The sequence below is a fragment of the Stenotrophomonas sp. SAU14A_NAIMI4_5 genome, assembly GCF_003086795.1.
In the GTDB taxonomy this organism is placed as follows: domain Bacteria; phylum Pseudomonadota; class Gammaproteobacteria; order Xanthomonadales; family Xanthomonadaceae; genus Stenotrophomonas.
Genome location: NZ_CP026003.1, coordinates 1,198,777 through 1,219,721 on the forward strand (window position 1 = coordinate 1,198,777; position 20,945 = coordinate 1,219,721).

The following is a 20,945-nucleotide window of genomic DNA, read 5'->3' on the forward strand; positions in this document are numbered from 1 at the left end:
TGCCCACCGCCTCACCGTGGAGAACTCCAGACCATAGCGGCGAGCAACCGCCTTGACCGATGTGGAGGTCTTGCAGGCCTCTTTGGCCACCTGCAATTTGAAACGAACCTCATATCTATTCATATAACCCTCTGGGTTGGATCAGGTGTCCAACTCCAGGGGGTCACTTCACCATGGGGGCTTGGTCGCCGCATCCATGCGGCTCACACCCCGCACGCCCACAGCGCCCCGCCTTCGACAGTTGGCCGGTGGCCTCGGGATTCGACCCTGGATCTGATGTGCTCCGCTCTTGGTAGGTGTCGACCTTGGTCGACACAGGAGCGAGCGCAGCGACGCGATCCGCTTTTGCTTTTCTTTTTCTTTTCCGTGGCTGGACGCGCACGGAAATTGTCCGTGGCCGGGCGGATGGGTTGCGCAGGGGCGTGAGCCGCATGGATGCGGCGACCGAGCTTACAGGGATGTACTTGCAGCGTCCCCTGCGCAGCCCATCCGCCCGGCCAGACGTCAGTGATCCCAACGCATCACGCATCCAGCCACGAGGGGCTCAGCCGTTCGCTGCCAACTCCGCGTCAAGCGCCTGCAGCCGATCCACCGTCCCGACATCGGTCCAGCGCCCGCGATGGTGCTGCCCGGTCATCAACCCCTGCGCCATGAAGTGCTTCTGCAGCGGCACCACCGAGAACTTCGGTGGAACACGCTCGCTGCCCGGCGCATCGCCGATCACCGCGCGCCAGTCCGCCACGATCGATGGCCGGTACACGCCGATGCCGGCATAGGTCAGGCACTGCCCGGTGCGGTCGTGGTGCAGCAGGCCCTGCGCATCCAGGCGGTAATCGCCCTCGGGGTGCTGTGCCGGGTTGTCCACCAGCACCAGGTGCGCCTGGCCCTGCGGCTCGGCGGGCAGGGTGGCGAAATCGAAGTCGGTCCAGATATCGCCGTTGACCACCAGGAACGGGGCATCGCCCAGCAGCGGCAGGGCATTGAGGATGCCGCCGCCGGTTTCCAGCGGGGTCTCGCCTTCGTGCACGAAGTGCAGCTGCAGGCCCCACTGGCTGCCATCGCCCAACGTGGCCGGGAACTGCTCGGCCAGCCAGGCGGTGTTGACCACCACCTCGCGCACGCCGAGTGCGGCCAGCCGCTCCAGGTGCCACACGATCAGCGGCTTGCCGGCCACCGCCAGCAGCGGCTTGGGCGTGTGCAGGGTCAGCGGGCGCATGCGCTCGCCGAGGCCGGCGGCGAAGATCAGCGCTTTCATCAGCGCACCACGCGCATCGGTGCGGCCAGCTCGGCCAGCGCCGGCTTGATGCGCACGTCCAGCAGCTGCTGCAGCGTGGCCAGTTCGGGGTAGCGCGGCAGCACTTCGTCCAGGTAGCCGATGAAGCGCGGCACGTCGTCCAGATAGTGGCCCTTGTTGTCGCGGTAACGCAGGCGGCTGAAGATGCCCAGGCACTTCAGGTGGCGCTGGATGCCCATCCAGTCGGCGTCGCGCAGGAAGGTCGCGCGGTCAGGCACCGGCAGGCCGGCGTCGAGCGCGCGCTGGTGGTACTGCGCCAGCCATGCGTCCACGCGCGGCAGCGGCCAGCTCAGGAACGCGTCCTTGAACAGGCTCACCGCGTCGTAGGCGATCGGGCCACGCACCAGGTCCTGGAAATCGAGGATGGCCGGACCATCGTCGACCGGCATCAGGTTGCGCGGCATGTAGTCGCGATGGGTCATCAGCTGGGCCTGGCCCAGCGCGTTGTCCATCAGCAGGCGCTGCGCCTGCTGCAGGCTCTCGGCCTCGGCGCTGTCGAGGGTGATGCCCAGGTGGCGCTGCAGGAACCATTCGTCGAACAGGCCGGCGTCACGCTGCAGCAGGGCTTCGCCGAAGCGGCCGAAATCTTCCGGCACCGGGATCGCCTGCAGGCGCAGCAGCTGCTCGATGGAACGGCCAAACCAGGCATCGGCATTGCGCTCGTCCAGCACCTTGGCCAGGGTCGGGCCGCCGAGGTCTTCCAGCAGCAGGAAACCGGCCTCGAGATCCTGGGCCAGCAGCGCGGGCACGCGCAGGCCGTGATCGTGCAGCAGGCCGCGCATGCGCAGCCACGGCTGCGGGTCTTCCAGGCCGGGCGGCGCATCCATCACGATGTGGCTGCCGCGCGTGCTGGTGGTGCGCCAGTAGCTGCGCAGGCCGGCATCGACCGAGGCGCGCTCGACCACCGCGTTGGCATCGTCCAGCTGGGTGCGGGCCCACTGCAGGCGCTGCGCGCTGCGCTGGGGATCGGAAGCAGGTTCGGTCATGCAGGCAGTTCCGGGCGCGACGGGCGCGCCAAGCTCAGGGGGAAAGAGGGAAGAGGGGTGTCAGCGGCGTGGGGTGAACAGCCGCATCAGCGCCAGCACGGCCACCGCGCCGACCACCGCGCCGAGGAAACCGGCCGGCTTGCCGGGGGAATACCAGCCCATGTACTGGCCGAACCAGCCGGCCACCAGGGCGCCGACGATGCCGAGCACGATGGTCAGCAGGCAGCCCATGCGGTTGTTGCCGGGCATGAAGAAACGCCCGAGCAGGCCGACGAAGAAACCGACCAGCAGGATGTACAGCCAGCTGCTGCTGCCGAACAGACCATTCATGTGCATGCGTTCCGCTTGGGGTGGACGCAGCCTAGCAAGGCCAGGCTGCGTCCGTCACGGGTGTGCGATCAGCAGCAGCCGTGGTCGCCGTGGCGGGTACCGCTGTCGGCAGCCACCGGCGAACCGCTGGTCTCGCCGCGCAGGCTGGCGGCGTAGTGCTCGCTGATGACCTTGGACACGCAGGCGGTGACCTTCTTGCCCATCGGGATGTGCAGGAACTCGTTCGGACCGTGCGCGTTGGAGTGCGGGCCGAGCACGCCGGTGATCATGAACTGGGCGCCCGGGAACTTCTCACCCAGCATGCCCATGAACGGGATCGAGCCGCCTTCGCCCATGTACATCGCCGGCTTGCCGAAGAAGGCCTGGCTGGCGTCGTCGATGGCCTGGGTCAGCCACGGCGCCATGGCCGGGGCGTTCCAGCCGGTGGAGGCCTTTTCCAGGTCCAGGGTGACCTGCGCGCCGTTCGGCGGATCGCGCAGCAGCGCTTCCTTCAGCAGTTCGCCGCAGGTCTTGCCGTCGGCGGTCGGCGGCAGGCGCAGCGACAGCTTCACCGAGGTCTGCGGGCGCAGCACGTTGCCGGCCGATTCCAGCGGCGGCATGCCGCCCACGCCGGTGACCGACAGCGCCGGGCGCCAGGTGCGGTTGAGCACCAGCTCGGTCAGGTCCTCGTTCATCGGGCGCAGGCCGTCGACCATCGGGAACTTCTCGAAGATCTCGGTATCGACCACTTCGGCGGCACGCTTGGCCTGGGCCTGGCGCTCGGCTGGGATCTCGACGTTCATGCCGTCGATCAGGATGCGGCCGGTGTCCTGGTCCTCGATGCGCGACAGGATCTGCCGCAGCAGGCGGAAGCTGGACGGGATGACGCCGGAGGCATCGCCGGAATGCACGCCTTCGTTGAGCACCTTGACCGTGAAATTGCCGCCGGTCAGGCCGCGCAGCGAGGTGGTGCACCACAGCTGGTCGTAGTTGGCGCAGCCCGAATCCAGGCAGACCACCAGCGACGGCTTGCCGATGCGGTCGGCCAGGTGGTCGACGTAGGCCGGCAGGTCGTAGCTGCCCGACTCTTCGCAGGCTTCGATCAGGACCACGCAGCGGGCGTGCGGCAGGCCCTGGGCCTGCAGGGCCAGCACCGCGGCCAGCGAGCCGAAGATGGCGTAACCGTCATCGGCGCCGCCGCGGCCATACAGCTTGTCGCCACGCAGGACCGGGGTCCACGGGCCCAGGTCGTCATCCCAGCCGGTCATTTCCGGCTGCTTGTCCAGGTGCCCGTAGAGCAGGATGGTGTCGTCGCCCGTCTCGGCGCCGGTAGCCGGAATTTCCAGGAAAATCAGCGGGGTGCGGCCTTCCAGGCGGACCACTTCGACCTTCAGGCCGGGCAGCTGCTGGGCCTTGGCCCAGGTCTCCATCAGGGTGACCGCCTGTTCCATGTAGCCGTTCTGCACCCAGTTGGCGTCGAACATCGGCGACTTGTTGGGAATGCGGATGTAGTCGACCAGCTGCGGGACGATCTCGCTGTCCCACTTGTCATTGACGAATTGGCCGAGCTTGGCGCTGTCCATCTGAAACTCCGGTTGCATGGGCATGTGATCCCGCCATTCTACGCCTGTGCCGGGGGTAGGGTTTTTCCTACAACACGTCGGGTATTTGGCTGGCTTTTAGAAATCGCCGAAACCGATAGGCTGTGCACATGTGGTGACGGACACTGTTTCGACCGACGGGATTGCCGGTCGGGACGGCCAGAACCACAAGGAGATACACGTCGTGCCTTGGTCAGTCGTGTTCAGGGCGTTGGTGCTGGTGATGTGGGTGGTGGGGGCGCAAGCCGCCGAGCCGATCGACATCAACCGGGCCGATGCCCAGGCGCTGCAGCAGGGATTGACGATGGTCGGGGCCGTCAAGGCCGCGGCGATCGTCGAGCACCGGCGCAGACACGGCCCATTTCATCGCGTCGAGGACCTGACGCAGGTGAAGGGGATAGGGACAGCAATCGTCGAACGGAATCGACAGCGGATCACCGTCGGCAACACGATGTTGCCAGCGGATCCGGTACCCGGATCGGTACCGGTGCGCTCCGTACCCAGGCGTTGACAGCAGGATCGTCGGGACCGGCAGGAGGCTGGTTCACCGGACACGGACAGGAAGGCCGGGTCCACCGACCGTCGCAGGGATGCGGCACCAATCACCAGGATGGTGGCATCACAGACCTGTGGAAGGGGCTGAGATACAAACAGGACGAACGCGGTCGCGTGCAGGATGCAACGCCGCCCCCACAGCGCAGGATGCGAGGGGGTGGCAGCAGGCCGACAAGGACGTAACGAGTGCCCGGTACGACACATGGCTGTGTCGCCGGGCATTTCTCTTTCTGGCATGGGCAGCGTGTGGCGCGGCGCCTCACCGCCAATGGTGTAGGTTGGGGGTTCCCCACGGATTGGAACCTCCTGGATGCGCCTGCCCCGCTTGCCCCTGATGCTCGCACTTGCCCTGGCCCTGCCGTTGGTGGCGCAGGCTGCGACGCCTGCCGCCAAGAGCACCACCGCAACTGCCACCGCCGAAGTACGCGGTCCGACCGATCTCAAACCCGGTGAATACCTGTGGCACCCGGAAGTGTCGCCGGCGGGCCCGATCGTGCTGGTGGTCAGCCTGGATGAGCAGCGCGCCTACGTGTACCGCAACGGCATCGCCATCGGCCTGAGCACGATCAGCTCGGGCAAGACCGGGCATGAAACGCCGACCGGTGTGTTCACGATCCTGCAGAAGGACAAGGACCACAAATCCAACCTCTACAACAGCGCGCCGATGCCCTACATGCAGCGGCTGACCTGGGACGGCATCGCCCTGCACGGCGGCAGCCTGCCCGGGCACCCGGCATCGCACGGTTGCGTACGCCTGCCGCAGGCGTTCGCGCAGAAGCTGTTCAGCGAAACCCAGCGCGGCGACACGGTGGTGGTGGCTGATGCCAAGAGCGCGCCGATGACCCTGGCCTATCCGGCGGTGCTGGCACCGGTGAACGCACGCGGCCAGGCGCTTCCGGAAACCGAAGGCGCCAGCCCGACCAAGGCGTGGTGGGACGACGCGGCCGCACCGAGCGGCCAGGTCGGCATCCTGGTCAGCCTGCACGACCAGCGCCTGTACGTGCTGCGCGATGGCGTGATGATCGGCGAATCGCCGCTGCACGCCGATGCGCTGCCAGCCTTCCAGGGCACGACCCTGTTCGTGATGGGGCAGGGCTTCAGCGAAACGCCGAGCCCGCTGGACACCCAGCAGCGCCTGCACCAGTGGACCGCCTACCCGCTGCTGGGCCAGGACCGTGCGCAGGCCACCCCGGACCTGCTGGCCACGCCGTCGCTGCCGATGGCGCTGCCCACTGATTTCGCCCGCCAGCTGTACCAGGTGCTGGTGCCGGGCACGACCCTGCTGGTCACCTCGCTGCCGGCGGTGCGCCCAAGCGCGGCTGAATCGGGGTTGCAGCCGGTCTTGGAATCCGAGCCGGCCACGCCCACCTTGAAGAAGTCCTGAGTGAATACCGTGTGCCCATGATTGCTTCACGCACGCGCTGGCAGGCCGCCTGCGGCCTGCTTGCGCTCCTTGCCGCGGGTGGCGCGATGGCGGCGGCACCGCCGGCCACCGCCAGCACCGACGACCTGACCGCGCTGCTGGCGCGCACGGCGCCCAACGCCGACCGCCACGTACTGAAGCTGGCGGCGACGGCGTTGCGCTGCGCGCTGCAGCGGCCGGAACTGGGCATCAAGGCCGAGCGGCTGGGCGTGATCGATTATTCGCGGCCGTCCACCGAGCAGCGCCTGTGGGTGTTCGACCTGGCACGGCAGCGGCTGCTGTTCGAGGAATGGGTGGCGCACGGCCGCAACAGTGGCGGCAACCGCACCGAGCACTTCTCCAACCGCGACGGCAGCTTCATGTCCAGCATCGGCGCGTTCACCGCGCAGGAAACCTATATGGGCGGCAACGGCTATTCGCTGCGCCTGGACGGGTTGGAGCCGGGCTTCAACGACAAGGCGCGCGACCGTGCCATCGTCATCCACGGCGCGCCTTACGTGAACCCGACCATGGCCCGCCTGCAGGGCCGGCTCGGCCGCAGCCTGGGCTGCCCGGCGGTGCGCCTGTCGGTATCGCGGCCGCTGATCGATTCGCTGCGCGGCGGCACCCTGGTGTTCGCCTATTACCCTGATCCGCAATGGCTGCAGCACTCGCAGCTGCTGGCGCCGCAGTGCGGCGAGGCAGGCGTGGCTGCGCGGTGATGCGCGATCGCGCGCGGCATGATGCAATGCGCGCATGGACATAGATGCTCTGCTGCGCACCCCGAGCCAGGTGATTCCCAGCCTGGACTACCGCCGCGAACGCTGGCGCAATGGCCTGGGCTGGACCCGCGAGATCCTGCGCCTGCCCGCGCAGGGCGATGACTGGGCGCTGCGCCTGTCGGTGGCCGAGATCGAACAGGACGCCGCGTTTTCCGCGTTCCCCGCCGTGGAGCGCGAGCTGGTGCTGCTTCAGGGCAATGGCGTGCGCCTGCGTTTCGCCGATGGCCGCGTGGCCGAGGTGCTGCCGCCGCACGGTCGCGTGCGCTTTGCTGGCGAAGAAGCGCTGGACGGCGAGCTGGTCGATGGAACCACCCACGATTTCAACCTGATGTGGAAGCGCGGGTTGTTGCAGGCCGAGCTGCTGCACCGGCCGCTGGTGGGGTCGATGTTCTTCTTCTGCGAACCGGGCGTGGCCTGGGCGTTGTATCTGCTGGCCGGGCATGCGGAATTCGGTGCGGACAGTGGGTTGCCGCCGATGCAGGCCGGGGATACCGCATGGTTGGCCGCCAGTGAAAGGCAACGGCATGCATTGCAGGGCGGCGGCGAGTTGTTGGCGATACGGGTAACGACCGCCGGGTAGCGCCGGGCCATGCCCGGCGTGATGGGGCGTCATGGAGCGTCATCCACGCATGGCGTGGATCTACCCATCCACGCAGGGCGTGGATAAGGCAACGGCATGCATTGCAGGGCGGCGGCGAGTTGTTGGCGATACGGGTAACGACCGCCGGGTAGCGCCGGGCCATGCCCGCCACCGCGCAGTAGATCCACGCCATGCGTGGATGCGGTTGGGGGTCAGAGCCCTTTCCTGCGGAAAGGGATCCGACCCCGATCGGTGGGTCAGTACACGTCGCGCCGGTAACGACCGGCCAGCAGCAGCGCTTCCTTGCCGTCGGCACCGAGCACCTGCTCGATCACTGCGTCCACCGCTGGGGCCATGCCCTGCAGGCTGCCGCAGACCAGGATCGTGGCGCCTTCCTCCACCCACTGCCGCAGCGTTGCCGCTTCGGCCAGCAGCCGGTCCTGCACGTAACGGTGCGCGCCGCCATCGCGGCTGAACACCGCATTTAGTCGTGCCAGCGTGCCGTCGGCCAGCATCGCCTGCAGTTCGTCGCCGAAATGGAAATCGTGTGCGGCCGAGCGCTCGCCGAACAGCAGCCAGGTGCGGCGCGCGCCCGTGCGGGCGCGTTCGTGCAGGTGCGCGCGCAGGCCGGCGATGCCAGTACCGTTGCCGATCAGCAGCAGCGGTACCTCGGCAGCAACGCCGTGGAAATTCTGGTTGCGGCGCAGGCGCAGCTGCACCGGTTCGTGCAGCACGGCGTGGTCGCACAGCCAGCCACTGCCGATGCCGGGCGTGCCGTCGGCGCGCAGCTGGCGGCGCAGCAGCAGTTCCAGCGCGCCATCGGCCATCACCGAGGCAATCGAATACTCGCGGTGCGGCAGCGGCTGCAGTGCCGCCAGCAGCCCGGGCAGGTCGCCGGGTGCCACCAGGCTGGGCAGGTGCGAGCGCACGACGCGATCCAGCAGGGTGCGGCCATCGTCCAGCGGCAGCTCCGGATTGAAGTCGCGTTCGCGCAGCCAGTCGCGCGTGCTGGACGCGGCGTGCTGCGGGCCGATCTCGGCAATATCGCCGGCCTGCCACTGCGTATCACTGCCGGCCGGTGGCTGCAGGCGCAGCCAGTACACCGGCCCGCCGAGGCTGCCGGGGTTGAGGTGTTCGCGCTGCAGCAGCGGCCACGGCTGGTAGTCGGCCGGGCTCCAGTCGGGCAGTTCGCTGGCGCCGCCGCCGATCTGCCCGAGCAGCTGCTGCCAGTGGCGCAGCGCGGCGGGATCGGCGTTGTCGACTTCGATCGCATCGAACATCGGGTGCGCGCCGTGCTGGCGCAGCCAGTCATCAAGCTGGTGGCCGAACGCGCAGAAGTGGCCGTAGCTGCGGTCGCCCAGCGCAAGCACCCCGAACTGCAGGTGGCCCAGCGTTGGCGAGGTGCTCATCACCCGGCGCAGGAAGGGCAGGGCGTGGTCAGGGGCATCGCCTTCGCCGGTGGTGCTGGCGATGAACAGTGCACGCTGGCTCTGCGCCAGCAGTGCGGCGTCGACTTCATGCAGGCCGCGCACGCGCACCGGCAGGCTGGCGGCGCGCAGGGCCTCGGCGCTGCGTTCGGCCAGTTCGCGGGCGAAGCCGGTCTGGCTGGACCACACCAGCAGCAGCGGTGCGACATCACCACTGGCGGCGTCATCGCGCGGTCGGCCGCGCCACCACAGTGCGGTGTAGGCCAGCGCGTACAGCGCCGTCGCCAGCAGCGCGCCCTGCCAATGCCGCGCAGGCGGTGCGCCCTGCCACCAGGTTTCGCCCAGGTGCAGGCGCAGCAGTGCGTAGCCGGCCACGGCCAGCAGCACCATCACGATCAGGTTGCCGAGTACGGCGCGCGACGGTCGGCTGCTCATGCGGCCTGCTCGTCGAGCAGGCGCTGGAAGGCGCTGCTGAGGGTTTCGCGCGGGCCGTCGATGGCCCGTTCCAGATAGCGTGCGGCCAGGCCTTCGCGCTCGGCCAGGGCCAGGCCCTGTTCGCGGCCGAGGACGGTCAGCGCGGTGGCCCAGGCATCGGCGTGCATCGCATCGTCGGCCACCACGGTCACGGCGGCGGCGACCTGGCGCACCGGCATGCCGCTGCGCGGGTCCAGGCTGTGGCTGTAGGCCTGGCCATCGGCCTGGTACTGGTGCCAGCGGTCGCCCGAAGTGGCCACGGCCTTTCCATCCAGTGCCAGCACGCGCGGCGGCGTGCCGGTGTGTGCGTCTTCTTCCGGTGCCGATTCCACCAGCACGCGCCACGGTTGCCCATCGGGCTTGCGGCCGTAGCCGGCCAGTTCGCCGCCCACTTCGATCAGCGCAGCGGTGATGCCCTGCGCGCGCAGCCAGGCGGCGACGTGGTCGACACCGAAGCCTTTCGCAATCGCAGAGAGATCCAGTTCCAGGCCACCGGGTTGCAGCAGCGCGTCATCGCGCCATTGCAGCTGCTGCCAGCCGCAGCGGGCGCGGGTGGCCTGCAGGGTGGCGGCGTCGGGCACGCGGCGCGGGCCGGCCTGTGCACCGAAACCCCACAGCGCGACCAGCGGGCCCAGGGTGGGATCGAAGGCACCATCGCTGGCAGCAGCAATGACCTGCGCCGCCGCCAGTACATGGCGGGTTTCGGCCGGCAGCGGGCACCACTGGCCCGCGTCGGCGCGGTTGTAGTGGCCCAGGTCCGAACCGGCTTCCCAGGTGCTCATCTGCGCGACCACCTCATCCAGGCGCGCCTGGATGCCGGCGTGCAGCGGGTGCAGGTCGCGCTGGCGTGGCGCCACCAGCGACACACTCCAGGTGGTGCCCATGGTGGTGCCGCCGAGGCGGGCGATATCGAGCAGGGAATCGGTCATGGCGGGGCGTTGCAGGCGCAATGCCGGGACGGGCCCGGCACCGCGGTCCACGTTACTGCGGCAGCACTTCCAGGGTGGCAACGTAGCTCAGGCGGCGCTTGGCGGCCTGCTTCACCGAGGTCTTGTTGTCTTCGGTGCCGGTTTCCAGCCAGTACATACCGGCTTCCGGCCAGGTCACCTTGATCTCGCCCTTGGCGTCGCTGGTCAGCTTCAGCTCGTCCTGCGCGTTGCGGTAGCGGGTGGCGCCACGCACGATCTCGAACTCGAGGCCGGCGGTCGGCTTGCCATCCACCAGCACGCGGAAGGTCGCTTCCTCGCCGGCGAACAGATCGTTCGGATGGCCCACGGCCACCAGTTCGATGCCGCGGTTGGTCGGCTTCAGCGCGGTGTCGTTCGGTGCGCCGTTGGTGACGAAGGTTTCCACGCGGCCCACCGACTGGCTCACTTCCAGCTTCTTCGCATCCTTGGGCAGTTCGCCGAAGGTGGCGGCGGTGCCGCGCCAGCGCTTGCGCTCGCCGTTCTGCTCGTAGGTGGCGAACAGGCCATCATTGACCGAGGCGATGCGGTAGGTGCCCTGCTGCTTCAGCTCGAGGTCGAACACGCTGCGGTACTTGCCGGTGGCCGCGTTCTGGGGCTGCACGCTGCTGCCGTCCGGCGCGGTGATGACCAGCGATTCCAGGCGCAGCGGCACGTGGTTGAAATAGAACAGGTCGTTGGAGACGGCGCCGTCAACGGTGATCCACGGCGCGTTGCCGGCGATGACGGTCTGCGAGGGCAGCAGCCAGGCCTTGTGGGCCAGGGCGGAGAACGGAAGGGCAGCGGCCAGGGCGGCGGCTAGGACGAGCGTGCGCTTCATGCGGAAGACTCCAGTTGGAAGGGGTCGGATCCCTTTCCAACGGAAAGGGCTCTGACCCCGAGGGATAGGGCAATGGGGTCAGAGCCCTTCCTGCGGAAGGGATCCGACCCCGGTCAAGCAGTTACGGCTTGACGGCCAGGGTGACCTGGCCCAGCTCGGTAGCGCCCTGCGCCTTGCCGGTCTGTGCGGCGGTGGCCGGCCAGGTGAAGGGGATCTTCAGCAGTTCGCGGCCGCCGACTTCGCGCACCGCTTCCACCACCAGGGTGTAGCTGCCCGGGGCCAGCTGCTTCAGCGCCGGCTGCTGGTCGCTGAAGGACAGCGCGTGCTTGCCAGCCGGGCGGGTCGGACCGGTCACGCCGTCCACCGGCACCTGCAGGGTGCGGCCGCTCTTGCGCCACCACTGGCGCAGGTCGGGCAGCCACTTGGTGCCATGGCCTTCGCTGTTGCCGGTCTGCTGGTACCAGACCGACAGGTTGGCGGCGACCTTCTGGTCGGCGCCTTCCAGCCACACGGCCACATACGGGCGGTGGTATTCGGCGACGTTGAGCTTGGGCACTTCGACGTTGATGTCGAGGGTGGCCGCGTAGGCCGGCGAGGTGGCCAGCAGACCGCTGAGGGCGATGGTGAGGGTGACGCGCATGGGGCGGCTCCGGAGGGAACGGATGGAAGTCAGTGGATCAGCAACAGGGCGATCAGCAGCGGGATCATCAGGCCCAGGCCGACCAGCGGCCAGGTCATGCGCCGCTGCCGCGCATGCAGGTGCAGCAGGAACAGGCCGGTGATGCAGAACACCAGGCAGGCCACCGCGAACAGGTCCAGGAACCAGCCCCACGCCGGGCCGGCATTGCGGCCCTTGTGCAGGTCGTTGAGGTAGGACACCACGCCGCGCGAGGTCGATTCGAATTCCACCGCACCGCTTTCGCGGTCGATGCTCAGCCAGGCGTCGCCGCCGGGGCGCGGCAGCGACAGGTAGATCTCTTCCGGCGACCATTCGGCGGGGCGCCCGCCGATGCCGATATCCAGCTGCGCATCCAGCCATTGCCGGGCGGGCAGCGGAATGGGCGCGTTGCCGTCTTCGCGGTCACCCAGCGTGCCCAGCAGCTCGGCCGGCAGTTCCAGCTTCTGGTTCTGCACCTGCGGCTTGGCTTCGATCTTCGCCGCGTGGTTCAGGGTCAGGCCGGTGGCCGCGAACAGCAGCATGCCGATCAGGCACACCGCCGAGCTGATCCAATGCCACTGGTGCAGCGTACGCAGCCAGAAGCCACGGCTTTGTTGCTGCTGCACGGCGGAAGAGGCGGGACGGCTCACGGCGTTTTTCGGGACGGGTGGAGACTACCCATTACAGCATTAATGAGAATGGCTCGCAATTAGATGTCGTTGTGTATCCCGTGCAGAGGAGCCCAGGCAATGCCGGCCAGCGGCCGGCACTACTCCGAGCGCGGTCAGAACTTCGCGTTCAACGAGATCCAGTAACTACGGCGCTGGTCCTTGGTCGCATAGTCATCCACGCAGTTGAACTCGCTCTGGCTGATCAGCAGGCACGACTGCGAGACGAAGTTCTTGTCCAGCAGGTTGTTGATGCGTGCATTGAAGGTCAGCCACGGGGTGGCATCCCAGCTGCCGCCCAGGTGGAAGATCGTGTAGTCCTGGTAGTAGCGGTTGTGGCTGGCGCCATTGGCGTCGAGGATCGTGTCGCGGTAGCGGTCGTAGCGGCCTTCGCCGATCAGGGACAGGCTGATGGCATCGTTGAGCTGCCAGTTGAGGCTGGCATTGGCCATGTGCTTGGCCGGGGTCGTACCGGCGATCGGCAGGCCCTTCTGCGCGCCGCTGGTCTGCTCGCTCTTGGTCCACGTGTAGTTGCCGCGCAGCTGCAGGCTGTCCAGCAGATCGACGTGCGCGGCCATTTCCACGCCACGCGTTTCGGCCTTGTCGATGTTCACGCTCTGGGTGAAGGTGCTGTAGCCCAGTTCGGCCCAGCCCGGGCCGATGTCCACGCAGTAGCCGCTGCCGGCCGGGGCCACTTCGCAGTTCGGGAAGGTGCCGCCGCTGGCGATCTTGTCCTCGAACTTGTTGATGAAGCCGGTGACGTTCAGGCCCCAGCGCTGGCCTTCGTAGTACGCGGCCAGCTCGTAGTTGGTGCTGGTTTCCGGCTTCAGGTTGGGCGAGCCCACCAGCGGCAGCACGCCCTGGCCGCCGAAGCCGCTGATGCCGGGGAACAGCTGGTCCGGGCGCGGGGTCTTGTAGCCGGTGCTGACGCCACCCTTGAAGGTCCAGGCGTCGCTGGCATTCCACACCAGGTAGCCGCGCGGGCTGACGTGGCTGCCGAACACGTTGTGGTCGTCGTAGCGCAGGCCGAAGGTCGCGGTCAGGGTGTCGGTCAGCGACCAGTTGTCCTCGGCGAACAGCGCCCACATGCGGTGCTTCTGCTTGGTGTTGCTGCGGTAACCGGCGCCATCCATGCCGAACACGCCGTCGATCATGTCGGTGTCGTTGTACTGGCCGCCGACAGTCAGCTTGTGCGCGCCGAAGTCCAGGTCGAGCACCGTGTCCAGCACGTAGCCTTCCAGTTCCATCGTGCGCAGCGGACGCGGCAGGAAGGCCTGCAGGCGCGCCATCTCTTCGGCGTTGAGCGCACCGAGTGCGTTGCTGCGGCCGGCCGCGCAGTTGCTGGCGGCGCCGGTGCGCTGGCAGACGTCGTTCCACAGGGTCTGCAGGTTGGCGCGCTCGTCCAGGGTCAGCGGCAGCGAGCGGCCGAGGTTGTTGCTCTTGCTGTGGGTCAGCGAGGTCTGCCAGGTGCCGAAGCTGTAGCGGCCCTGGTGGGTCAGTGACAGCTGGTCGCGCTCGTAGCGCTGGTAGGCGGTGTAGCCCACGCGCGGCTGCACCACGCGGCGGGTGATCGTGCCGTTGCCGTTCGGGTTGGGGATGACCGCGTTGCCGACGCGCCACAGGCTGGCCAGGCTGTCCAGGGTGCCGGTCTGGCCTTCACTGTTGTCGTACTTCTGCCGCGAGACGTCGTAGTCCAGCCACAGCTCGTGGTCGTCGTTGATGCGGAAGTCCAGGCGCAGGCCGGTGTTCCAGTTGGTGTTGGCCACCGACTTGCCACCGCCGCCGAAGCCGATGCTGCGCTCCCACAGCGTGCCATCGGGCAGGGTCAGCGCATCCCATTCGGGGTTGGAGGCCTTGGCATCGTAGTAGCTGCCGCGCACGGCCATGCTGACGCGGTCCTTCAGCAGCGGGCCGCTGAGGTAGACATCGGTGGTGCGTGCATCGCCGAACTGGTCGTCCTGCTGCACGGTGAAGCCCTGGCTGAGCGACCCGTGCCAGCTGTCCTGGTTGCGGCGGGTGATGATGTTGATGACGCCGCCCATCGCATCCGAGCCGTACAGGGTGGACATCGGGCCGCGCACCACTTCGATGCGCTCGATGGCGTCCAGCGGCGGCAGGTAGGAGAACTGGCCGCCGCCGAAGTTGTTGGGGTACAGCTGGCCGACATTGCTCTGGCGGCGGCCGTCGATCAGCACCAGGGTGTATTCGGACGGCAGGCCACGCATGGAAATGGTGGCGCGGCCGTTCTTGTCGGTGGCTTCCAGGCCGACGTCGATGCCTTCGACGTCGCGCAGCGCATCGACCAGGCTGGTGTACGGGCGCTTGGCCAGTTCCTCGCGGCTGACCACGCTGATGCTGGCCGGCGCATCGACCACCTTCTGTTCGAAACCGGCGGCGGTGACCACCACCTTGTCCAGGGTATGCGGGGCGGCGGCCTCGCCGTTGGCGAAGGCGGGGCTGGCGAAGGCGGTCAGCACGGCGCTGGTCAGCAGGTGGCGGGACAGGGACGAACGGACACGATGGCGCTGGGCCATGGCAGTAACCTCGAAGGATGCAGGATGGTGCGATGCCGGCGCGGAACGCGCGGCATGCACGGGGAGCCCCGGTCAGGGGCAGCAGGGATGCAGCAGGGGATGGAGCAGGCAGCGGCGCGCAGGCGCGACCGCAGGCGCGGTCACGCGGGGCCGAAGATCAGGCCAGCGGCGGCGCCTGGCCGCGTTGTTGGCGACGCCCGGGCGCGTCGGCCCAGGGCATGTCCGGTGCGGCCAGCGGCCAATGCGGACGCACCCCGGCGTTGGCCGGGGCGAGGGGAAGCAGATCCAGTTCGCTGCGCAGCCACTGGCTGGCCAGCAGCAGCGGCGGTGGCGGCGACTTGTCGGCCGCCTTGGTCGGCGTGCAGACGCAGCGGCGCAGCTTGGCCGGCGCGTCTTCTTCCACCGGCACTTCACCGCCGCGGCCTTCCATCGGCTGCTGCCAGGCCTGGGCGGCGGCGTCAGCCTGCCCGTGCGGCAGCAGCGGCAGGGTGCCCAGCAGCAACGCCAGCATCGCCACCCACGCCAACAGGCTGGCCAGCGCAGGGCGATGACCGCGCATGGCGGTACCGAACTGCACGAGGCGAAGCGGGCGAGGGCGGAACGGGCGACGCAAGGCAGGCAACCCCTGGGTGTGCGCCGGGCCATCCGACGTCAACGGGGCGTGATTGTAATGAGAGCTGTTAGCGGTTGCAAATGAGAATGATTGCCAAAGTGTCGCAGGGCCGCGACGCTGGCCTCAGACCTCGCTCCAGCGCCGCAGCAGGTTGTGGTACACGCCGGTCAGCTGCAGCACCGCGCCGGCATCGCCGCCGGTCTGCCGCAGGCGTTCGATGGAGGTGTCCATCTCCCACAACAGGCGCCGCTGCACGTCGTCGCGGACCATGCTCTGCACCCAGAAGAACGAGGCTACGCGGGCACCACGGGTGACCGGGTTGACCTGGTGCAGGCTGCTGGACGGGTACACGATCAGGTCGCCGGCCGGCAGCTTCACTTCGTGCTCGCCGTAGGTATCGCTGATGACCAGTTCGCCGCCGTCGTACTCCTCCGGCGCGGACAGGAACAGGGTGCAGGAGATGTCCGAGCGCAGCTGCTCGCCGTGGGCCAGGTTCATCACCGCGCCATCGACGTGGAAGCCGTAGGTGCCGCCGCCGCTGTAGCGGTTGAAGCGGGGTGGCAGGATCTTCAGCGGCAGCGCGGCCGCAAAGAACAGCGGGCTGCGCCGCAGCGCGGCCAGCACGCCCTTGCCGAGCTCGGCCTTCAAGGGCGAGGCATCGGGCAGTTGTTCGTTGTGCTTCACCTGCGCGCCCTGGGCACCGACGGTTTCGCGCCCGTCGGCCCATTGCGCCGCGTCCAGCTGCTGGCGGATCAGGCTGACCTCTTCAGGCACCAGCACGTTGGGGATGTGCAGCAGCATGCAGGTTCCTCGTTGATGGGCGGGAGAGTCCGGCTCTCCCGCGCCTTGGCCATCAGAAACGGACGTCCGCGCTGAGCAGGAAGGTGCGCGGGGCACCCGGGGTGTAACGGTAGCCGCTCTTGTTGATGCTGGCCACGTACTGCTTGTCGAACAGGTTGTAGCCGTTCAAGCGCAGCGACACGTTCTCGTTGATCGCCCAGGACACCACCGCGTCGTAGACCACATACGATTTGGTGAACGCCGGGGTGCCGACGGCACCGTCGGTACCGCGGTGCATGCCATCGGCGTAGCGCACGCCACCGCCGAGGGTCAGGCCGAACGGCAGGGTGTAGCTGGTCCAGCCGGTGAAGGTGTCGGCCGGCGTGTAGGTGAGGTTGGTGGTGCCGTCCGCGGCGACGTTGGCGCCTTCCTTCACCTCGGTATCCAGGTGGCTGTAGCCGGCGGTGATCGACCAGTTGTCGGTCAGGCGGCCGACCGCGGAGAGCTCCACGCCCTTGACCCGCTTGCTGCCGGTCTGCGTCGGGTTGCCGGCGTCGTCGAGCACGGTGGTGTTGATCTCGTTGTCCACGTCGGTCTGGAACAGGGCCAGGTTCAAGGCCAGTGCATCATCGAGGAAGCCCCACTTGCTGCCGACTTCGAACGTCTTGGCCTTCTGCGGATCCAGCTTCGGGTTGTCGGCGCTGCTGGCCGAGCTGCTCAGCTGGAAGTTGGCACCGCCCGGAGGCTGCTGCGAAATTGCGTAATTGGCGTAGACGCTGACGGTGTCGCCGACCTTGTACAGGGCACCCAGCTTCCAGTTCAGCAGCGTATCGGAGGCTTCCATCGTGGGATTGCGCAGCACGGTGCCGGTCGGGTTGCTGCCACACACCGGGCCGCCACGGCCGCCACACACCGAGGCGCTGGCGTACTCGGTCTTGTAGTGATCGGCACGCACGCCTGCGGTCAGCAGGAAGCTCTCGCCAAACGACAACGTATCGAACACGTAGGCCGAGGACGTGGTGGTCTTGCCGTGCGCGTCGGCACCGTTGTGCGCCCAGGTCAGGCCAGCCACGTTCCAGTCGGGGTCGTACAGGTTCGCCGCAGGCCAGCTGCTGCCACCGGTGGCGGCCTGGCCCTGGCTGTCCAGTTCTTCGCGGGTGAATTCCAGGCCGGCACTCAGGGCGTGGCCCACCGCGCCGGTGTTGAAGTCGGCGCGCAGGTTCACCTGGTCGGTCAGGATGGTGTTGCGCTGGTCCTTGAAGGTCGGCAGGCTGCGCGCGATCGCGTAGGTCGAGAGGTCCGCTGCGTTGGTATAAGTGATGTTGCCGGTCGGACGGCCGTTGGCGCCGCGCACGCCGGTGCCCATGAACGCGGTCAGCAGGTAGTCCTGTTCGGTGCGGCCCCAGCGGGCGGTGTTGGTCAGGCGCACGCTGTCGTTGAAGTCATGCTCGAAGCGGAACGTGGCCATCTTCGCGGTCACGTCGTCGTGGTCTGCACGGGTGCCGTAGAAGTTTTCCGGGTCCACCGGATGGCCGGCCAGCGCTTCCAGCGTCGGCTGCGGCGTCCAGCCCGGCAGGCCCAGGGTCGGCACGCCGCCATCGGGCACGTTGTCCTGCTTCACATAGAGCAGGTTGAGGTAATAACGGGTCTCGGTGCCCAGGCCGAAGGCCAGCGACGGTGCGATGCCCCAGCGCTTGTTCTGCACGTGGTCGCGGCCGGGCTGGTCGCTGTCCTGCCACATGCCGTTGATACGCAGTGCGCTGGTCGCCCCCAGGGACTGGTTCCAGTCGCCGGTGGTGCGGCGCTGCTGGTCGCTGCCCAGCGAAATGCTGGCCGAGGTCGCATCCTGCAGGTTGGCCTGCTTGCTGACCAGGTTGATCGCACCGGTGGGCGCCGAGCGGCCGTTGTCGGTGCCGGCCGGGCCCTTGGTCACTTCAACCTGTTCGATGTTGAAGACATCGCGCGAGATCGAGCCCAGATCGCGCACACCGTCCACGAACAGGCTGTTGGAGGTGTCGAAGCCGCGCATGAACAGCGCATCGCCGGTGGTGGTGTTGCCGTTCTCACCCGCATAGAAGGTGCCGACGCCCGGGCTGTTGCGCAGCGCTTCGGTGAGGGTGGTGGCGCCCTGCTGGTTGAACAGGTCGCTGGTGATGACCTGGATCGTCTGCGGCGTGTCCTGCAGGCGCTGGGTGAATTTCGGCGAGGCGACCTTGTCGGCTTTGTAGCCGCGCGTGGCATGCACGTCGATCTTGTCCAGCGTGCGTGCGTTGTCGGTGGCGTCTGCCATGGCCACGGCGGGGAGCGCGGCCAGGCCGAGGCCAGCGGCCAGGCTGGCGGTGGCCAGGGGCAGGGAACGAAGCGGGGAGGCGTGCTTGCGGCTCTTGATCGAGGTCATGGGATGGGCTTTGCCGGATGCGGGAAGAGCCCGTCGGCACGGTGGTCGACGGGACAGAAGGCGTGGGGATGGTTGGCGCGGACGCGCGGGTGCGACAGATGGGCCGGCGGGCGGCTCAGCTCAGCAGTGCGGGTGGTGCATGCGAGGGGGGCTGGCGGCGTGCCGCAAGGCGCAGCGGGGACACGTTACGCACAGGCACGCGCAAGGTCTGCGGGCCCGACGCTGGAACGAGAAGGCACAGGCGATGCAGCAGGGGCGTGCCATCGCCGTGGCCACCTTCTGCCCCGTACTCGATGCGCGGGGCGACAGGCTCGCGTGGCGGTGATTCGCCTGGCGGCTCGCTGGCGTTGGCATCCAGCGCCGCCGCAGATGGCTGCAGGGTGACGTCGGTAAGGACATCGCGCCCTTCATTCAGCGCCGACCACCCCAGCCACAGCGTCAGCAGCGCGGCCACGAGCAGTGGCCACCCCTGGCGGGCAAGCTGGCACAGCGTGGCGGTGGCTGCAGGCGAAGCCATGGTGCGGTTCGTTACAAACCGTTACGAAGTCGGGCCGAAGGATAACATCAACGATAATGATTCGCATCTGCGCGTTTGGCAGGCGTGCGTAAGCGGCGCGCAGGGGCGCTGTGAGGGCGCGCAGAGGGCGCGGGTGGCCAATCTGTAGTAGATCCACCCCATGGGTGGATGACTGTAGGCAGGGGGGGGGGGGCGGCGGGGGCATGGGCGCCCCCGCTCGGGTCACTCGCGGTCGTCGCGGGTCCAGATCGCGTCGTGCTCGCGCTTGGTCGGGAACTTGGGCACCGCGGTATAGGCCGGGGCGCACAGGGCGCGGCCATCACGCACGTCGAAGCGTGCACCATGCAGCACGCACTCGATGCTGCCTTCGGTGGTGTTGAACTCGCCCGAGGACAGCTCGAACTCTTCGTGCGTGCACTGGTCTTCCAGCGCATACAGCTCGCCATCGAGGTTGAACACCACGATCGGCGTGCCGGTCACTTCATCGAACACGCTCTTCATCTCGCCCGGGAGCAGCTCGGCGCCGGCGCAGACGAAGGTCCAGGTGTCGCTCATGCCGAAGCCCCGGCCAGCGGCTTTTCCAGGATTTCAAAGCGCAGGTCGTCGCGCTTGGGAATGCCGAAGCGCTCGTCGCCATAGGGGAACGGCTTCTTGATGCCGGTACGCTGGTAGCCGCGGCGTTCGTAGAAGGCGATCAGTTCGTCGCGCACGTCGATCACCGTCATCTGCATGACCGGCACGTTCCACTCGCGCGCGGCATGGGCTTCAGCCGCGTCCATCAGCTGCTTGCCGACGCCACCGCCCTGCTGGGCCGGGTCGACCGAGAACATGCCGAAGTAGCCCTTGCCGTCGACATCGGCGACGTGGGCGCAGGCCACCAGGCGGCCCTCGCGTTCAGCCAGCAGGATGGTCGAGCGCGGGCGGTCGAGGTCGCCCTGGATGCCCTCGGCATCGATGCGGGCGCCGTCCAGCAGGTCGGCCTCGGTGGTCCAGCCGGCGCGGCTGGCGTCGCCGCGGTAGGCCGAAGTGACCAGGGTGATCAGGGCGGGGATGTCGGCCGACGTGGCGGCACGGAAAGTCAGGGTGCTCATGCCGCCATTCTAGGTGGGGCGGGGGCGCCCGCAAAATGGTTCGGGGTCAGAGCCCTTTCGCGGTGCGAAAGAGATCTGACCCCATCCCTGCGAAAGTGACGGCACTATGGGAACCTGGATCCAGGGAGGATCTTGAGGGCATGACCATGCGATTCGACGCTGTTGTCTCTGTTCGCTTCCTGTCGAGCGCCGAGGGTGGGAGGCAGGGTGACATCATGGGGCAGGTATACGCCTGCCCGCTGTTCGTGGCGGGCCGTGCACTTGATTGCCGCCTGCTGCTGCGGGAAGGACGCGCCGTGCTTGGGGAGAGCTACGAACTTCCCGTTGCGTTTCTGTGCCCGGAGGAGGCGCTTGCCGTGGCCAGTGTGGGAGCGGATGTCGAGCTGTGGGAGGGAAAGACGATTGCGCGCGGCCGGGTTCTGCACGTGATGGGGTCAGAGCCCTTTCGCAGTGCGAAAGGGATCTGACCCCACTACCGGAGGGGCCGGATT

Annotated in this window: 21 protein-coding genes; 5 read left to right on the forward strand and 16 right to left on the reverse strand. The window is 68.1% G+C overall.

Features of this window, described 5'->3' with window-relative positions; genetic code table 11:
* Positions 1–544 precede the first annotated feature (544 nt).
* From murU to C1925_RS05775, 4 genes are all read right to left on the reverse strand, one after another.
* The gene (murU, locus tag C1925_RS05760; RefSeq protein ID WP_108768051.1) at positions 545–1,255 is read right to left on the reverse strand and encodes an N-acetylmuramate alpha-1-phosphate uridylyltransferase MurU; all 711 of its coding nucleotides are present in this window, start codon (positions 1,253–1,255) and stop codon (positions 545–547) included.
* Positions 1,255–2,280, reverse strand: coding sequence for a phosphotransferase (locus C1925_RS05765; protein WP_108768052.1), 1,026 nt, complete (start codon positions 2,278–2,280; stop codon positions 1,255–1,257). Before C1925_RS05765 ends, murU begins: the two co-directional genes overlap by 1 nt.
* Positions 2,281–2,340: 60 nt before the next feature.
* Positions 2,341–2,610: a GlsB/YeaQ/YmgE family stress response membrane protein gene (locus tag C1925_RS05770; RefSeq protein ID WP_108768053.1), complete on the reverse strand. Its 270-nt coding sequence runs from the start codon at positions 2,608–2,610 to the stop codon at positions 2,341–2,343.
* 68 nt (positions 2,611–2,678) lie between these two features.
* Complete coding sequence (locus C1925_RS05775) at positions 2,679–4,172, reverse strand: M20 family metallopeptidase (RefSeq protein ID WP_108768054.1); 1,494 nt, start codon at positions 4,170–4,172, stop codon at positions 2,679–2,681.
* 130 nt (positions 4,173–4,302) lie between these two features.
* Between C1925_RS05775 and C1925_RS05780 the strand changes: the two genes are divergently transcribed.
* The 4 genes from C1925_RS05780 (at position 4,303) to C1925_RS05795 (ending at position 7,509) form a co-directional block, all read left to right on the forward strand.
* Positions 4,303–4,701, forward strand: coding sequence for a helix-hairpin-helix domain-containing protein (locus tag C1925_RS05780; protein ID WP_108768055.1), 399 nt, complete (start codon positions 4,303–4,305; stop codon positions 4,699–4,701).
* Positions 4,702–5,055: 354 nt separating this feature from the next.
* The gene (locus C1925_RS05785; protein WP_108768056.1) at positions 5,056–6,129 is read left to right on the forward strand and encodes a L,D-transpeptidase; all 1,074 of its coding nucleotides are present in this window, start codon (positions 5,056–5,058) and stop codon (positions 6,127–6,129) included.
* Between the two features lie 86 nt (positions 6,130–6,215).
* On the forward strand, positions 6,216–6,869 hold the full coding sequence (locus C1925_RS05790; RefSeq protein ID WP_234456236.1) for a murein L,D-transpeptidase catalytic domain family protein: 654 nt from the start codon (positions 6,216–6,218) through the stop codon (positions 6,867–6,869).
* A 34-nt stretch (positions 6,870–6,903) separates the two neighbouring features.
* Positions 6,904–7,509, forward strand: a complete 606-nt coding sequence (locus C1925_RS05795; protein ID WP_108768058.1) for a HutD family protein — start codon at positions 6,904–6,906, stop codon at positions 7,507–7,509.
* Positions 7,510–7,766: 257 nt separating this feature from the next.
* Here C1925_RS05795 and C1925_RS05800 read toward each other — a convergent pair whose 3' ends face one another.
* The 12 genes from C1925_RS05800 to C1925_RS05855 form a co-directional block, all read right to left on the reverse strand.
* A complete protein-coding gene (locus C1925_RS05800; protein WP_108768059.1) occupies positions 7,767–9,371 on the reverse strand; it encodes a sulfite reductase subunit alpha in 1,605 nt (534 codons plus the stop codon).
* Positions 9,368–10,339, reverse strand: a complete 972-nt coding sequence (locus tag C1925_RS05805) for an FAD:protein FMN transferase (RefSeq protein WP_108768060.1) — start codon at positions 10,337–10,339, stop codon at positions 9,368–9,370. The genes C1925_RS05800 and C1925_RS05805 overlap by 4 nt, the downstream gene beginning before the upstream one ends.
* Before the next feature lie 52 nt (positions 10,340–10,391).
* Positions 10,392–11,195, reverse strand: coding sequence for a DUF4198 domain-containing protein (locus C1925_RS05810; protein WP_108768061.1), 804 nt, complete (start codon positions 11,193–11,195; stop codon positions 10,392–10,394).
* A 121-nt stretch (positions 11,196–11,316) separates the two neighbouring features.
* Positions 11,317–11,835: a DUF2271 domain-containing protein gene (locus tag C1925_RS05815; RefSeq protein WP_108768062.1), complete on the reverse strand. Its 519-nt coding sequence runs from the start codon at positions 11,833–11,835 to the stop codon at positions 11,317–11,319.
* A 29-nt stretch (positions 11,836–11,864) separates the two neighbouring features.
* Positions 11,865–12,503, reverse strand: a complete 639-nt coding sequence (locus tag C1925_RS05820; protein ID WP_108768063.1) for a PepSY-associated TM helix domain-containing protein — start codon at positions 12,501–12,503, stop codon at positions 11,865–11,867.
* 134 nt (positions 12,504–12,637) lie between these two features.
* Positions 12,638–15,055 carry a TonB-dependent receptor gene (locus C1925_RS05825; protein WP_108768064.1) on the reverse strand — a complete coding sequence of 806 codons (2,418 nt, stop codon included), beginning with the start codon at positions 15,053–15,055 and terminating at the stop codon, positions 12,638–12,640.
* A 157-nt stretch (positions 15,056–15,212) separates the two neighbouring features.
* A complete protein-coding gene (locus C1925_RS05830; protein ID WP_108770629.1) occupies positions 15,213–15,614 on the reverse strand; it encodes a hypothetical protein in 402 nt (133 codons plus the stop codon).
* Positions 15,615–15,791: 177 nt separating this feature from the next.
* Positions 15,792–16,469: a Fe2+-dependent dioxygenase gene (locus C1925_RS05835; RefSeq protein ID WP_108768065.1), complete on the reverse strand. Its 678-nt coding sequence runs from the start codon at positions 16,467–16,469 to the stop codon at positions 15,792–15,794.
* A gap of 52 nt (positions 16,470–16,521) precedes the next feature.
* A complete protein-coding gene (locus C1925_RS05840; protein WP_108768066.1) occupies positions 16,522–18,846 on the reverse strand; it encodes a catecholate siderophore receptor Fiu in 2,325 nt (774 codons plus the stop codon).
* Positions 18,847–18,961: 115 nt separating this feature from the next.
* Complete coding sequence (locus C1925_RS05845) at positions 18,962–19,363, reverse strand: hypothetical protein (protein ID WP_108768067.1); 402 nt, start codon at positions 19,361–19,363, stop codon at positions 18,962–18,964.
* A gap of 222 nt (positions 19,364–19,585) precedes the next feature.
* Positions 19,586–19,918, reverse strand: a complete 333-nt coding sequence (locus C1925_RS05850) for a non-heme iron oxygenase ferredoxin subunit (RefSeq protein ID WP_108768068.1) — start codon at positions 19,916–19,918, stop codon at positions 19,586–19,588.
* Entirely contained in the window at positions 19,915–20,454 is a 540-nt protein-coding gene (locus C1925_RS05855) for a GNAT family N-acetyltransferase (RefSeq protein ID WP_108768069.1), read from the reverse strand. Before C1925_RS05855 ends, C1925_RS05850 begins: the two co-directional genes overlap by 4 nt.
* A gap of 140 nt (positions 20,455–20,594) precedes the next feature.
* On the opposite strand from C1925_RS05855, the gene C1925_RS21200 reads away from it, so the two are divergent.
* Positions 20,595–20,921: a hypothetical protein gene (locus tag C1925_RS21200; protein WP_216821994.1), complete on the forward strand. Its 327-nt coding sequence runs from the start codon at positions 20,595–20,597 to the stop codon at positions 20,919–20,921.
* Positions 20,922–20,945 lie beyond the last annotated feature (24 nt).

Coding starts and splice junctions, on each gene's coding strand:
- C1925_RS05845 (WP_108768067.1), bottom strand. CDS start 19,363: ATGGCTTCGCCTGCAGCCACCGCCACGCTGTGCCAGCTTGCCCGCCAG.
- C1925_RS05765 (WP_108768052.1), bottom strand. CDS start 2,280: ATGACCGAACCTGCTTCCGATCCCCAGCGCAGCGCGCAGCGCCTGCAG.
- C1925_RS05770 (WP_108768053.1), bottom strand. CDS start 2,610: ATGAATGGTCTGTTCGGCAGCAGCAGCTGGCTGTACATCCTGCTGGTC.
- C1925_RS05855 (WP_108768069.1), bottom strand. CDS start 20,454: ATGAGCACCCTGACTTTCCGTGCCGCCACGTCGGCCGACATCCCCGCC.
- C1925_RS05805 (WP_108768060.1), bottom strand. CDS start 10,339: ATGACCGATTCCCTGCTCGATATCGCCCGCCTCGGCGGCACCACCATG.
- C1925_RS05785 (WP_108768056.1), top strand. CDS start 5,056: ATGCGCCTGCCCCGCTTGCCCCTGATGCTCGCACTTGCCCTGGCCCTG.
- murU (WP_108768051.1), bottom strand. CDS start 1,255: ATGAAAGCGCTGATCTTCGCCGCCGGCCTCGGCGAGCGCATGCGCCCG.
- C1925_RS05825 (WP_108768064.1), bottom strand. CDS start 15,055: ATGGCCCAGCGCCATCGTGTCCGTTCGTCCCTGTCCCGCCACCTGCTG.
- C1925_RS05810 (WP_108768061.1), bottom strand. CDS start 11,195: ATGAAGCGCACGCTCGTCCTAGCCGCCGCCCTGGCCGCTGCCCTTCCG.
- C1925_RS05835 (WP_108768065.1), bottom strand. CDS start 16,469: ATGCTGCTGCACATCCCCAACGTGCTGGTGCCTGAAGAGGTCAGCCTG.
- C1925_RS05850 (WP_108768068.1), bottom strand. CDS start 19,918: ATGAGCGACACCTGGACCTTCGTCTGCGCCGGCGCCGAGCTGCTCCCG.
- C1925_RS05790 (WP_234456236.1), top strand. CDS start 6,216: ATGGCGGCGGCACCGCCGGCCACCGCCAGCACCGACGACCTGACCGCG.
- C1925_RS21200 (WP_216821994.1), top strand. CDS start 20,595: ATGACCATGCGATTCGACGCTGTTGTCTCTGTTCGCTTCCTGTCGAGC.
- C1925_RS05815 (WP_108768062.1), bottom strand. CDS start 11,835: ATGCGCGTCACCCTCACCATCGCCCTCAGCGGTCTGCTGGCCACCTCG.
- C1925_RS05800 (WP_108768059.1), bottom strand. CDS start 9,371: ATGAGCAGCCGACCGTCGCGCGCCGTACTCGGCAACCTGATCGTGATG.
- C1925_RS05830 (WP_108770629.1), bottom strand. CDS start 15,614: ATGCGCGGTCATCGCCCTGCGCTGGCCAGCCTGTTGGCGTGGGTGGCG.
- C1925_RS05795 (WP_108768058.1), top strand. CDS start 6,904: ATGGACATAGATGCTCTGCTGCGCACCCCGAGCCAGGTGATTCCCAGC.
- C1925_RS05775 (WP_108768054.1), bottom strand. CDS start 4,172: ATGGACAGCGCCAAGCTCGGCCAATTCGTCAATGACAAGTGGGACAGC.
- C1925_RS05840 (WP_108768066.1), bottom strand. CDS start 18,846: ATGACCTCGATCAAGAGCCGCAAGCACGCCTCCCCGCTTCGTTCCCTG.